Source organism: Enterococcus sp. DIV1083b (genome assembly GCF_051713705.1).
GTDB classification, from domain to species: domain Bacteria; phylum Bacillota; class Bacilli; order Lactobacillales; family Enterococcaceae; genus Enterococcus_D; species Enterococcus_D casseliflavus.
Map to the genome: position 1 here is coordinate 1,145,372 of NZ_JBIOQJ010000001.1, position 12,954 is coordinate 1,158,325.

16 protein-coding genes, 1 pseudogene and 1 other annotated feature are annotated in these 12,954 nt (G+C 43.9%); of the genes and pseudogenes, 9 read left to right on the forward strand and 8 right to left on the reverse strand.

Annotated features, from left to right (window positions below; genetic code table 11):
• Positions 1-46: 46 nt before the first annotated feature.
• The 8 genes and pseudogenes from IGI69_RS05295 to IGI69_RS05330 all read right to left on the reverse strand — a co-directional run bounded on the left by IGI69_RS05295 (position 47) and on the right by IGI69_RS05330 (position 3,603).
• Complete coding sequence (locus IGI69_RS05295; RefSeq protein WP_438739952.1) at positions 47-469, reverse strand: VOC family protein; 423 nt, start codon at positions 467-469, stop codon at positions 47-49.
• Positions 470-572: 103 nt separating this feature from the next.
• On the reverse strand, positions 573-1,157 hold the full coding sequence (locus IGI69_RS05300; RefSeq protein ID WP_060793076.1) for an AAA family ATPase: 585 nt from the start codon (positions 1,155-1,157) through the stop codon (positions 573-575).
• Between the two features lie 84 nt (positions 1,158-1,241).
• Complete coding sequence (locus IGI69_RS05305; RefSeq protein WP_438739954.1) at positions 1,242-1,751, reverse strand: YybH family protein; 510 nt, start codon at positions 1,749-1,751, stop codon at positions 1,242-1,244.
• On the reverse strand, positions 1,694-2,065 hold the full coding sequence (locus IGI69_RS05310) for a hypothetical protein (protein WP_074535041.1): 372 nt from the start codon (positions 2,063-2,065) through the stop codon (positions 1,694-1,696). Before IGI69_RS05310 ends, IGI69_RS05305 begins: the two co-directional genes overlap by 58 nt.
• Positions 2,066-2,292: 227 nt before the next feature.
• On the reverse strand, positions 2,293-2,778 hold the full coding sequence (locus IGI69_RS05315) for a tetratricopeptide repeat protein (protein WP_167826802.1): 486 nt from the start codon (positions 2,776-2,778) through the stop codon (positions 2,293-2,295).
• Between the two features lie 57 nt (positions 2,779-2,835).
• Positions 2,836-3,087, reverse strand: a pseudogene (locus tag IGI69_RS05320) (GNAT family N-acetyltransferase); the annotation flags it as partial.
• Positions 3,088-3,102: 15 nt separating this feature from the next.
• The gene (locus IGI69_RS05325; protein WP_438739957.1) at positions 3,103-3,336 is read right to left on the reverse strand and encodes a hypothetical protein; all 234 of its coding nucleotides are present in this window, start codon (positions 3,334-3,336) and stop codon (positions 3,103-3,105) included.
• Between the two features lie 51 nt (positions 3,337-3,387).
• Positions 3,388-3,603, reverse strand: coding sequence for a hypothetical protein (locus IGI69_RS05330; protein ID WP_438739959.1), 216 nt, complete (start codon positions 3,601-3,603; stop codon positions 3,388-3,390).
• A gap of 718 nt (positions 3,604-4,321) precedes the next feature.
• Positions 4,322-4,375 (forward strand) — a sequence feature (sodium ion sensor (DUF1646 type); this cis-regulatory element may regulate processes involved in with the transportation of sodium ions).
• A 110-nt stretch (positions 4,376-4,485) separates the two neighbouring features.
• Here IGI69_RS05330 and IGI69_RS05335 point away from each other — a divergent pair.
• From IGI69_RS05335 to IGI69_RS05375, 9 genes are read left to right on the forward strand one after another with little or no spacing between them, the layout of a single operon-like run.
• The gene (locus IGI69_RS05335; RefSeq protein ID WP_015509344.1) at positions 4,486-4,818 is read left to right on the forward strand and encodes a hypothetical protein; all 333 of its coding nucleotides are present in this window, start codon (positions 4,486-4,488) and stop codon (positions 4,816-4,818) included.
• Complete coding sequence (locus tag IGI69_RS05340; RefSeq protein ID WP_086294903.1) at positions 4,796-6,757, forward strand: V-type ATP synthase subunit I; 1,962 nt, start codon at positions 4,796-4,798, stop codon at positions 6,755-6,757. The genes IGI69_RS05335 and IGI69_RS05340 overlap by 23 nt, the downstream gene beginning before the upstream one ends.
• Positions 6,754-7,224: a V-type ATP synthase subunit K gene (locus IGI69_RS05345; protein WP_005225567.1), complete on the forward strand. Its 471-nt coding sequence runs from the start codon at positions 6,754-6,756 to the stop codon at positions 7,222-7,224. Before IGI69_RS05340 ends, IGI69_RS05345 begins: the two co-directional genes overlap by 4 nt.
• A 13-nt stretch (positions 7,225-7,237) precedes the next feature.
• Positions 7,238-7,822, forward strand: coding sequence for a hypothetical protein (locus IGI69_RS05350; protein ID WP_005225568.1), 585 nt, complete (start codon positions 7,238-7,240; stop codon positions 7,820-7,822).
• A gap of 3 nt (positions 7,823-7,825) precedes the next feature.
• Positions 7,826-8,812 (forward strand): V-type ATPase subunit, encoded by a 987-nt coding sequence (locus IGI69_RS05355; RefSeq protein WP_438739961.1) that lies wholly within the window; start codon positions 7,826-7,828, stop codon positions 8,810-8,812.
• Positions 8,802-9,110, forward strand: coding sequence for a V-type ATP synthase subunit F (locus IGI69_RS05360; RefSeq protein ID WP_005225570.1), 309 nt, complete (start codon positions 8,802-8,804; stop codon positions 9,108-9,110). The genes IGI69_RS05355 and IGI69_RS05360 overlap by 11 nt, the downstream gene beginning before the upstream one ends.
• A 15-nt stretch (positions 9,111-9,125) precedes the next feature.
• Positions 9,126-10,913, forward strand: coding sequence for a V-type ATP synthase subunit A (locus IGI69_RS05365; RefSeq protein WP_016608179.1), 1,788 nt, complete (start codon positions 9,126-9,128; stop codon positions 10,911-10,913).
• Positions 10,897-12,294 carry a V-type ATP synthase subunit B gene (locus IGI69_RS05370; protein ID WP_438739963.1) on the forward strand — a complete coding sequence of 466 codons (1,398 nt, stop codon included), beginning with the start codon at positions 10,897-10,899 and terminating at the stop codon, positions 12,292-12,294. Before IGI69_RS05365 ends, IGI69_RS05370 begins: the two co-directional genes overlap by 17 nt.
• Entirely contained in the window at positions 12,275-12,904 is a 630-nt protein-coding gene (locus IGI69_RS05375) for a V-type ATP synthase subunit D (RefSeq protein ID WP_010747829.1), read from the forward strand. The genes IGI69_RS05370 and IGI69_RS05375 overlap by 20 nt, the downstream gene beginning before the upstream one ends.
• The last annotated feature ends 50 nt before the right edge of the window (positions 12,905-12,954 follow it).

Here is a 12,954-nt window from a genome sequence, read left to right on the forward strand (position 1 = left end):
AGAAAAAGAACCGAGTAAGAAAGCCATCCTTCTTACTCGGTTCCTTTTATTGAAAATAATCCTTGGTTTGGTCCATCAAGGTTTGAAAGTCTGATTCGTTTTTTCTTATCGCCTCTGTTAGGGTAAACAAATAACCGTTGGGGTCTTTGATGGTCATTTCAAGGGCATTCCAAGGCTTTTCCATCAAAGGTTCCACGATCCACTTTTCGGGAATTTTTTGAGCGATATTCCTAAGATCAATTATCGCTACATTCAAAATTGCCCCATCGCCAACAGTGAACGAGTCTGCGGCAATCAGCATCAAATCTTGGTAGTCAGCAAGACGCAGATGGTCCATCGTCACTTGATTTTCTTGATTGCGAAACTGATACAATGACTGGAACCCCAAGATTTCTGCAAACCATTTTGATGATTGTTCAATATCTTTTGTCTTCAATTGGTAAAACATTGGCATAACATAAACCTTCATTTTGACACCTCCTCTTGATTAGAGGATACCGCTTGACGCAGCGTCAAAGTCAATAGACAATTTCGTATTGAAGCAAAGCTTGAGAAAGGCGTTTCTTTTAGACTTAAGTCAAGGAAAAATGGGCAATAATTGTTTGACTCACTTCATCAGGTGATAAGTGGGTATTGTTGATTTTCAGCGAAGGAATCGTTGGAAAAAGGGTAGTTAATTCCTGTGGCAGGCTTTCTAAGCGATAGTTTTCAAACGAAGACAAAAGCTCGTTTCTAGAAAAATCCAGCGCTCTTTTTGACGGCTTTGCGGCTAAACGGTCCTCATGGCAATTGCGCTTTAAGCGTTCCTCAATATCAGCCACTAGTTCGATAAAATAGACCTTTTGCTGGGCATCGGTAAATAGTTGGGCGATCTCTTGTAAAAAAGCTAAATCTCCCGCTTGATCGAAATCAATCAAGACCGTAAAAATGATTGATTTTGTCGTATTATTGGCTTCATTTTGAACAAAGGCTTTGAAGAGTTCGATCCGTGTTTGATTAGACAAAGCGAATGCTGCGGGGCTATAGCCAAGAAAGTTCGCAAAAAGATCAATGGTCTGGTGATTGAATAAAAGCTTTGCATCCAATCGTTTTTCCAGTTCTTTGCCCACAGTCATTTTCCCTGCGGCTTGTGCGCCAATCAAGACGATCAATGACATCACAACACATCCTTTTTATCAATCGTAACAAAGGTGGTTTGCAATGTAAATCAGTTCTTGTGATCAATTGAATCTTGACGTAGGCTAGGGGGTAACTGAGGAGCTTAAGTGTTCGTGGACCAAAACCCAGTTTCCTTCGATCTTTTCAAAAACATTTGTGGCTCTACCCGAGCCTTCAATAAATTCTTCATTTAGAAAACCTTCATAGTGATACGTATAAAGACAGACTGCGGATTGAGCAGATTTGTGGAGCCATTGTACATCTGAAATATGATAATGTTCGTCTTTGATTAAGTCCCAAGCATTCTCAAAATATTGGCAAATTTCCATAGGTGTTCGACAGGTTGCATCAGAAAAGTAATAGATCGCCTGTTTTCCAAGGAATGGCTGAACTTGACGAAAATCGTGGGTATTGGTAGCTTGAATATAGCCTTCAAGAGCTTGTTCCGGTGTGTGGATACGCGCACTTCCTTTCGCAAATAGATAAGGATAGTGTATCAAGGAAACCGAAAACTGTGAACCCTTCTTCTCACTGACTATGTAAATAAGAAACGTCGGAACTTCTCCGATAAAGGGAAGAAAACCATGCAGCACAAAAGCACAGTCTGGAACAACAAAATGACTAGTAGATTGATCGTTTCAAATCGTGAATAAAGATAGAAGTGGATCAGCCATTCGAAGACATTGACAAAGACTAAATAAAGGTAGTGCGCTTTTTTGACCTTGCAGTTTTTTAACCAATAATAGCTTAAGTAATAATCTAGCAAGATCATCAATAATAGAAAAAGTTTACTGAAAGCCGTCAGATTGTCATGCTGCGAGGCGAGTTTTTGAAAAAACAGCAAAAGGGTTGGTGTCGGAATATAAATGATCAATAAGGATAGGAAAAAATAGACAATAAAGGGCATAGTCATGCCTCCAATCTGTTATTAAAAAAACATAGATAAACTAACAGATTTATTGAGAGCCGTCAACTGGTTTTTTATCGAAAATTTCGATAATGATAGGGTGGCAATGCTTGGAGGAAAGGGTTCAAAGGACAGTCGGTGGTAGCAAAGGATGATCGCGAGATATCCAAAAGAAAGACTCCCTTTTACGAGAAAAGGGAGCGGAGGAGCTGCTTCATGGGGTATATTTATGCCCATGTCTCATTGAGTTTATCCGCATAAAACAAAAGAGCCTGTCGGTAAGACTGGATGTCTGGATCGCTAGAGGTTTCGGCAAGCAGGGTCATTAATCGTTTAGTGGCTTGCTCATACTCGGCGAGATTAAACAGTGTCATGGCATAGAAGGTTTGCAAAGCATGATTTTTTGGAAATAGCTTCATCGCTTGTAAAAACACGTCTTCGGCTTTTTGATAATTGCCGAGGGCACGATAGGTGCTGCCTAGACCTAGGTAGGCATCTGGCAAGTCGTTTTCTGATAAACCTAACGCGATTGCTTGTTCATAATAAGGAATTGCCTGTTGTTCTTCCCCTAAAAGATCATAGCTCCAAGCCGTTTGGTACTGCACAAAGGCATCTTGGGGATTTTCGGCAGCTAATTGAATCAATTGTTCATTTGATTGTTGCAGTTTTTTTTCAGTCCGCAGTTGGATCGCAGCAGCTACTCGTTCATTCATTGGTTCGAAGCTCCTTTTCAAATAGTAGAAAATGACTTAGATAACTTGCAAGCTTAGCTAAGGAGAAAGATCAGCCCAGCTTTCACCTGCAAAAGAAAAACCGCATGCTTCATACAGCTTGTAGGCTGGCTGGTTTTCAACCGTCACTACCAGATAAAGGCGAGTGAGCCCCATGGCTTTTGCTCGTTGGATCACTTCCTTCATCAGCAGCTTGGATAAGCCTTTGCCTTTAAAGGCTGCGCTCATAACAACAAATAATAGCAGGGGAAGCTCTTGAAACGTGCTGGTTACTACGGCACCGATAGGATGGTCATCCTTTTGTAACTAAAAAGAAAGCTCTGGAATCAAGGGACCGTATTTTCCGTCAGCAGTCTCTCTCAGCTCTTTTTGCCAATCAGCAAGCGATTCCCCTTCGTCATCCGTCGTTTCATGATAGGCGGAATAAAAAAGTTCTGCAACGCTTCGAGATTCCGGGAGAAAAGGCTCAAAAGAAAGGGCGGATTCTTGTAAAGCTTTGGGGGCATGTTGTAAGTCATAAGCCATAATGATTCGTTTCATAAAAGCACTCCTCTCTGCTCGTTTCATTTATTATAGCAGAGCCAAGCTTTTTCAAGATCGTTTTTTTCTAACGATAGCCCAGATCCAACGAACTCCTTCGTAGATTGCAGTGAAGACAGCCACCAGAAACAAAAACGACATGTAGTGGATCAAAAAAGCGAGCTGAAACCATAAGCCATAGACCATTGGCAGGACGACGAGCAAACAAATTCCCAATTCGATGTTTCGCTTTCTTCTAATTTGAAACCAACGTTCATCGACATCCATTTTTCCTCCTGTTCATTCTTTACACACACACTTCGTTAAATCTCCATATTTATATAAAATAATCGATAGAGTTTCTATATTTTGATTAAAAAACTAGAAAATTGATTTATTTTTTGGTAATCTTGAAGATAAGATTAGAAATAGCTGTTGTTTTTTATTTTGACTGATTTTCCCACGAAAGACAAGGTGAGCACAATGGAAAGAAAACCGATGTATTTAAAAAATGGGCTTCCTTTAACAATGGAACCGGGTAAAATTTACACATGCCTTTATCGAGGCGGTTATTTCATTTGTGAAGAAAAGGGCCAACCGCTGCCACCGACAAAAAGAGAAGCGAAATAAGCGAACTTCTCACTTAAGATTTGTCAGGGATCGAATGGGTTGTTGGAACTGTTATCTCCTTTTGGGTACCAATCAAATGATGTCTAGCATTTTCAAAAAATCTCAACGTTCTTCATTCATACCATTCTAAGTCTTAAATTGATTTTGACCGATTTCAATTTAGTAAGAACAATCCGATCCCTGGCAAATGTTAGGTGGAAAATCTCTAAGAGACTGAACGAATAGTAATGGTCATTTGAACAGCCCATAGCAATGGAATTACGAGCGAACATACAATAGTAGACACTGGCTTTTTTCTCACAGAAGATGATTTCACTTGAATAGAACGCCGTTTTTTGCTATAATAGTTCAGGAATTGAAAAATAAAATAGACAAAGGTTGAGCATTTTTTATGCTTCAAGGATCAGGTTTGCCAAGGGGTGAGGCAAACATTCTTGGAGGAATGCTGGCCTTTTTTCATATCAGCATACTTCTTCGTGAGGTATGCTTTTTTTGTTTATTTTTCAGTTGAGAATACAAATCATTATAGGAGGGGAATCGATGAGAGAAGCTTTGACTCGTTTACGAGAAGCAGAAGAAGCCAATGAACAGCAATTGCGCGCTTTGAAAAAAGAATTGCAGTCGGAAGAAGCGCAGCAGCAACAAGCATTGCAAGAGCGATCAGCCGCTTTGGAAGAGGCGCTTGCTCAAGAACAAGCAACAATCGAAGAGCAGTTGCAACAGTCACTAGCAGCACAAAAGCAGCAGCTGGCAAAAGAGAACCAGCAAGTGTTAGATCGTTACCAAAAAAATATGCAAAGCTTCCAAGAACAAGCGGTTCAACAGATCGTTGAAGGAGTGATCGGGACTTATGGCAGTAACCAAACTAAATAAACTAACGTTGATCACCCCGAAGCACTACCAAGAAAGGTTATTGACGAAGCTGCAAACGATGCAGTTTGTTGAAATCGAGAACGTATTTGAGCAGGAAGCGAACGAAACTTGGCTGCGGGAATTTTTTGCAGGAGCCACCCCAGAAGGTGCTTCTCATCAACCAATGATTCGTCGACTGCAAGAAGCGATCCGCTTTATTCGTCAAAATGGTGATGCGAAAAAAGGCACGGAATGGCAACGAGATGCCTTGCGGCTGTCGGACTTTGAAACAAGCTTCGATGAAGCAGCAGCATTAACGGAGCTGGTTGAAGTCGAGAATTTGCAGGAGCGCTGGGTAGAGACGATCGAAGCGATCGAAGCAGCGACGCAGTCGGAAGAATGGGCGACACAATGGCAAAATCTTGACGTACCCTTGGAGATCGAAGCGCCTGCACATACAAGTTTTTTTGCTGGGAGTGTCGAAGGTCCACGCTGGGAAGATCTAGCTGAAGCCTTGCGTCAATTGGAAGAGGTTCATATCGAAGTGATCTATTCTGAACCCAAAAAAGTCAATTTCAGCTGCCTGTTTTTAACAGCGATCGAAGAGCAAGTGTTCCAATTGTTTCACCGATATGGGGTGAAGAAAGAAACTGGCCTGACATCCGAATCACCAAAAGTGGTTTTGCAAAATGCGAAACAAGCCTTGACTTCCTTGACGCAGCAGCGCAAAGAACTGATTACAGAAATTAGTCAGCACAAACAACGGCTGATCCTGCTGCAGCAAGCGGAAGAACTGTTTTTGACTCGTGAGAATCGGGCAATGATGCAACAGCGCTTAGCAGCTGGTCAGACCTTTGCCCTCTTGCGCGGCTGGATCGAAGAAAAGGATCAGCCGTTAGTGGCGGAAATGGTCCAAGAATCCTTTGCCAACGAGATTTACTATTCATTTGAAGAACCCACTGCAGAGGAGATCGCTGCCAATCAAGTGCCAACGAAACTAAAAAACGCCTCGTTTATTCAACCCTTTGAAATGTTGACGGAAATGTACAGCTTGCCAAAATACGATGAGATCGATCCAACCCCATGGATGACGCCTTTTTACTATGTTTTCTTTGGTATGATGGTGGCTGACTTAGGTTATGGTGCATTAATGGCTGTCGCGACCACGATTGGGCTACACGCCTTGCGTTTGCCCAAAGGGACCAAACGGTTTCTGAAATTGTTCCAGATTTTGTCTGTGCCAACTATGATTTGGGGCGCAATCTACGGCTCCTTCTTTGGTGCTACATTGCCCTTCCAACTTTTATCGCCCTCCGAAGATTTTATGGCGATCTTTGGTCTATCCATGATTTTTGGTGGGATCCAACTGTTTACAGGCCTTTATTTAGCAGCCAAAGAAAATATCCGCAAAAAGGATCTTTTAGGTGCAGTCAACGAAGGCTTTGCGTGGCTAGGACTTTTGAGTGGTCTTTTAGTGGCAGCCGCAGGCAATCTTTTGATCGATGTCCCAGCACTAACAACCGTCGGCTTGATTTTAGCAGGCTTTAGTGCCTTATTGATCATCGTCGTACCGATTCTGAAAGGGAAAACCAAAGTGGGCGGCTTCTTTTTAGGCTTGTATGACTTATACGGTGTGACCAGTTACATCGGCGACTTTGTCAGCTATAGCCGCTTGATGGCATTAGGGATCTCTGGTGGGAGTATCGCAGCAGCCTTCAACTTATTGGTGGGCTATTTGCCGCCAGCCGCTCGTTTTTCTGTAGGCATTCTCTTATTGGTTGTCCTACAAGCTTTAAACATCTTTTTATCGTTACTGAGTGCGTATGTGCATGCCGCTCGTTTACAATATGTAGAGTTTTTCGGAAAATTTTTCACTGGTGGGGGGCGCCAATTTGAAACCTTTAAGCCAAGTGAGAAATACGTTGATTTTGATAAAGAAAATGGAGGAGACAATAAATGATTGATTACTTAATTAATAACAATGGTGGTATGGTGTTTGCAATTATCGGAATGGGGATCGCTACGATCTTTTCTGGGATCGGTTCAGCCAAAGGGGTGGGCCAAACTGGTGAAGCAGCGGCAGCCTTAACGACGAATCAGCCGGAGAAGTTTGGACAAGCCTTGATTTTACAATTGCTTCCCGGAACGCAAGGACTATACGGATTCGTTATTGCGTTTATGATCTATGGTAGCTTAAGTGGTGAAATGTCGACAGTGACTGGTATGGCGTACTTGATGGCATCACTGCCAGTTGCCTTTACTGGCTTATTCTCAGGAATGGCCCAAGGGAAGGTCGCTGCAGCTGGGATTCAAATTTTAGCGAAGAAACCAGAGCATTTCTTTAAAGGGGTTATGTTCTCAGTAATGGTTGAGATGTATGCCATCTTAGGCTTTGTTATTTCTTTCTTACTTTTAGGAACGATTTAAAGGGGGCGAAGGTATGGATGCAATCGACAAAATGATTGCTGAACTAGACCAAGAAGCGCAGACAAAACGGGAACGTTTGGCTGCCGCTGAACGTGCTAGGATCAGTGAAACGATGGCACGTGACTGGGCGAAAAAAGAGTCGGACTTGCAGCTTCGTGCCCAGCAAGCAAAAAAGCAAGCCGAAAAAAATTATCAGCAAGCGCTGAATCGCCAAGCAAGTGCCGCTAAGCAGCAGCAAATGGTGAAACAAAACGAATACCTGACACAACTTTTTGAGCAAGCGTATCAACAAATGGTTGCCTGGACGCCAGAAGAGCTGCAGTCATTTGCTGAAAATGTGCTGCAACAGCTGCCGATCAGCGGGACGGTGACCTTCCACGCTGGTCCTGAGCAAGCAGCCCATCTAGATGCCGCTTGGCTTACGTCTTGTCAATCAAAACTACCGTATCAAATCAAAGCAGGCGCACCATTGACAGAAGCAGGCTTTTTGGTGGATGACAACGGCATTCAATACAATTTTACCTATCAGGTTTTGCTTGATGAATACAAGAAAGAAACCCGGGAACGGTGGTTGCAGATCATACAACAAGGAGGTTGATCCATGAGGAACTATCATCAATTGAATCCAATCATTCGGCTGAAAGAGATGACGTTGCTAAAGCCGCAAGAAGTCGAACAAATGATTGCGGCAAAAGGGTTTGCTGAAGTCGAAGCTGTCTTGCAGCAGACCCATTATCAACGCTATTTGAAGCCAGATTTTCATGAACGATTCGAAACCTATCTCGATGAAGAATTGTTAAAGACGATCAAAGAATTGGCCGAGCTGGTTCCTGATCAAGAGATCCTCCGACTGTATATGATGCCTTTTACTTTCCATAATCTAAAAGTCTTGACCAAAGAGTCAGTCACTGGAAAAGATTATGATTATCTACTGATCGAAGATGGTTTTTACACGATCGATGAGTGTCGGACCGCCATCAAAACGGGAACCTCAGAGGTATTGCCTGAGAAAATCGTGACTACGATCCAAGAAGTGCGGGAGTACTTAGAAGGCGGCGCCGTGCTGCAAGGCATCGATATCATTTACGATCGCCGGTATTTACATGAACAACGGCGACTGGCAGATGAAATCAAGATCCCTGAGCTACAAGAAGCTGTCATCAAGATGATCGATCTGACCAATATAACGATTGCCGCTCGTTGTGTACTTCAAAAACGATCGCGTAGTTTTATGGAGGCAGTCTTAGTGAGTGTCGGCAGTATCCCGAAAGAAGAATTTTTAGCGTTTGCGGATGCGTCCTATAGTGACTTTTTAGCCTTCTTATTAGAAAGTGATTATCAGGAAGTGTTGCGGCCTTTGATTCATGAACAGGTGATCGACTTTGCTGGCTTGGCACTTTTACAAGACAATTTGATCACAGAAAGCTATGGCCAAGCCCAAACAGATGCTTTAGGACCACTGCCTTTACTCGCATTTTTGAATGCTAAGGTTTTGGAACTGCAAAATCTGCGTATCTTGCTAGTAGGCAAACGCAGTGGCTTTACGGAAGAACAACTCAGAGAAAGGATGCGGCACTATGACTCATAAAATCGGCGTAATCGGCGAGAAAGAATCCGTCATTCCTTTTCAACTATTTGGCTTTCAGGTCTGCTATGCCTCGGAAGAAAAAGAAGTGAAGCAGGCGCTGGCAAAATTAATGAAGAACAGTACGATCATCTACCTGACTGAAAAATGTGCCGAGCTTATTCCCGATGAATTAGCAAAAGTCCAACAAAAAATGACACCTGCAGTCATCTTGATTCCTGATTATGATGGTTCCCGAGGAATCGGCAAGCGAATGATTCAAGAAAATGTCGAAAAAGCAGTTGGACAAAACATACTATAGAGAGGAGCCGATGTTGTGGAAAAAGGAACAATTATTAAAGTATCTGGTCCATTGGTGCTAGCCAAAAATATGGGCCATGCAAGTTTAGAAGATATCTGTTATGTAGGAGATTTAGGCGTGGTCGGTGAGATCATCGAAATGCGCGGCGACGTCGCTTCGATCCAAGTCTATGAAGAAACGTCTGGGATCGGACCTGGTGAACCAGTCGAAACCACCGGTGAACCGCTATCCGTCGAATTGGCGCCTGGGATCATGTCACAAATGTTTGATGGCATCCAACGTCCCTTAGAAACCTTCATGTCTGTCACCCAAAGCAACTTCTTGACGCGTGGGGTGCAATTGCCTGCGTTGGATCATGAGAAAAAGTGGCCCTTTGTACCGACAGTCGAAGTCGGCGCAGTAGTCAGTACCGGGATGGTCATCGGCACCGTGCAAGAAACACCGTTGATCAATCACAAGATCATGGTTCCTCATGGCGTTTCAGGAACAGTCAAGGCTGTTTATGCGGGGGAATTTACCATCGATGAAACGATTTATGTTTTAGATACACCCAAAGGAGAACGGTCTTTCACGATGCTGCAAAAATGGCCCGTTCGTCATAGCCGTCCAGTAAAGCAAAAACTGAATCCAGTCGAACCAATGATTACTGGCCAGCGAGTGATCGACACCTTCTTTCCAATCGCTAAGGGCGGGGCGTCAGCCGTTCCAGGACCTTTTGGTGCAGGGAAAACTGTCGTTCAGCACCAAATCGCCAAATGGGCGGATGTCGATCTGGTCGTCTATGTCGGCTGCGGCGAACGCGGCAATGAAATGACCGATGTAATGAACGAGTTTCCAGAGTTGATCGACCCTCGTAGTGGTGAATCTTTAATGGCGAGAACCGTGTTGATCGCTAACACCTCCAATATGCCGGTAGCCGCTCGGGAAGCGTCGATTTATACTGGGATCACGATTGCGGAATACTTCCGAGACATGGGGTATTCAGTGGCGATCATGGCGGATTCCACCTCACGTTGGGCAGAAGCACTGCGAGAAATGTCTGGTCGTCTGGAAGAAATGCCTGGGGATGAAGGGTATCCAGCTTACTTAGGCAGCCGCTTGGCAGAGTATTATGAGCGTTCTGGAAAAGCGATTTGCTTAGGTTCTGATCAAGAAGGCAGTATCACTGCCATCAGCGCCGTTTCACCATCAGGCGGCGATATTTCAGAACCAGTTACCCAAAATACGTTGCGGGTCGTAAAAGTCTTTTGGGGCTTAGATGCCACTTTAGCGCAAAAGCGTCATTTTCCATCGATCGATTGGTTGAAGAGCTATTCATTATACGAAAACGAATTGGGTGCCTTTTTGGACCAACAAATGCAAGTAGATTGGTCCAAACAAGTAACAGAAGCCATGCGGATGCTGCAAAAAGAATCTGAGTTGTCAGAGATCGTTCGACTTGTCGGCATCGACGCTTTGTCCGAAAAAGATCAGTTATTGCTGGAAACCACCAAATCATTGAGAGAAGATTTCTTGCAGCAAAACGCTTTTGACGACGTCGATACGTTTACCTCTCGTGAAAAGCAGTTCAAAATGCTGGAAACGATCTTGCTGCTCCACAAAGAAGCGGAAGATGCGTTGACACTAGGTGCGTATCTTTCAGAAATCTATGCAGGAACCGAAGAATTGCGAGACAAAGTGGCACGTATGAAGTACTTGCCTGAAACGGAATTAGCAAAAATTCCTGCTTTACATCAAGAGATCAAAGCAACGATGAAAGAAATTTTACAGAAAGGAGACCGCACCGATGATCAAGGAATATAAAACGATTGGAGAAGTCGTCGGACCATTGATGGCCGTCGATCGCGTCTCCGGTGTCAAATACGAAGAGTTGATCGAAGTCCGCATGCAAAACGGCGAAACGCGGCAAGGACAAGTACTGGAGATCCAAGAAGACAAAGCGTTGGTTCAAATTTTTGAAGGAACCGGCGGGATCAATTTGCGGGAATCTGCGGTGCGTTTCTTAGGACATCCTTTGGAATTAGGCGTTTCCGAGCAAATGATCGGGCGAGTCTTTGACGGTTTAGGTCGGGTTAAAGATGGCGGAGTAGAGATCGTCCCAGAAAAATTTATGGACATCAACGGCGAAGTGATCAATCCAGCAGCGCGGGATTATCCTGATGAGTTTATTCAAACGGGGATCTCATCGATCGACCACTTGAATACGCTCGTTCGGGGACAAAAGCTGCCGATTTTTTCTGGTTCTGGTCTGCCTCATAAAGAATTGGCTTCGCAAATTGCGCGTCAAGCACAAGTGTTGAACTCGGAAGACGATTTCGCTGTTGTGTTTGCTGGCATCGGGATCACCTTTGAAGAAGCAGAATATTTCATGGAAGATTTTCGTCAAACTGGCGCCATCGACCATTCTGTCGTCTTTATGAATCTAGCCAATGACCCAGCGATCGAGCGGATCGCTACTCCCCGAATGGCACTGACGGCAGCCGAATACTTGGCTTACGAAAAGGGCATGCATGTCTTGGTGATCATGACGGATATGACCAACTACTGTGAAGCTTTGCGGGAGATTTCCTCTGCTCGTCGTGAAGTGCCAGGACGTCGGGGCTATCCTGGGTATCTTTATACCAATCTATCAACGTTATATGAACGTGCGGGACGGATTCGCGGCTTGAAAGGTTCAGTGACCCAGCTACCGATTTTGACCATGCCAGAAGATGACAAAACCCATCCGATTCCCGATTTGACCGGCTATATCACCGAAGGACAAATCATCTTGTCTCGTGATTTGTATAAAAACGGCATCCAGCCACCCATCGATGTCTTGCCGTCATTGTCACGGTTAAAAGATAAAGGGACCGGTGAAGGAAAAACCCGTAAAGACCATGCCGCAACGATGAACCAGTTGTTTTCTGCCTATGCTCAAGGAAAGCAAGCCAAGGAATTGGCAGTTGTTTTAGGAGACTCGGCATTGTCGGAAGTAGATAAAACCTATGCCAAATTTGCGGAACGCTTCGAAAATGAATACTTGAACCAAGGGTATCGCACCAACCGTTCGATTATCGAAACCTTGGAATTAGGGTGGGAATTATTGGCGATGCTGCCAAAAGTCGAGCTGAAGCGGATCAGCGATGCCCTACTGGCGGAATACTTACCGGGAGAGGAGAACAATGGCGCAAAAAACCGTTAATCCAACCCGCATGGAGCTGTCGCGCCTCAGCAAACAATTGGCGACAGCCAAACGCGGACACAAATTATTAAAAGACAAACAAGACGAACTCATGCGTCAATTTATTGAATTGATCAAAAAGAATGACCGCTTGCGTAAAGAAGTCGAAGAACAATTGCAGCGTGCCATGAAGGCATTTCGCTTAGCCAATGCCACGATCAATGAAAAATACATTGAAGAAATGTTTATTTTACCAGCAACTGAAGTCTCCCTTGAATTGTCCACGAAAAACATCATGAGTGTGGAAGTGCCAGTGATGCATTTTGATTACGACGATACGGTGATGCAAGCGCCGATCGAGTACGGCTTTTTGAATTCCAATGTTCCGTTAGATAATGCTGTCGCCCGTTTTACTGACGTCATGCCGAAGCTGTTGGAGCTAACGGAAATCGAAAAGACCTGTCAATTGATGGCAGGGGAAATCGAACGGACGCGCCGACGCGTCAATGCCCTAGAATATTTGACGATTCCCGAGCTGGAAGAAGCCATTTATGGAATCAAAATGCGGCTGGAAGAAAATGAACGAGCAAACGTAACAAGAATGATTAAAGTGAAGAATAAATCAAAATAAAATGGTATGATAAGAGAAAAAACAAATGCAATAAACTTGGATTACTAAGA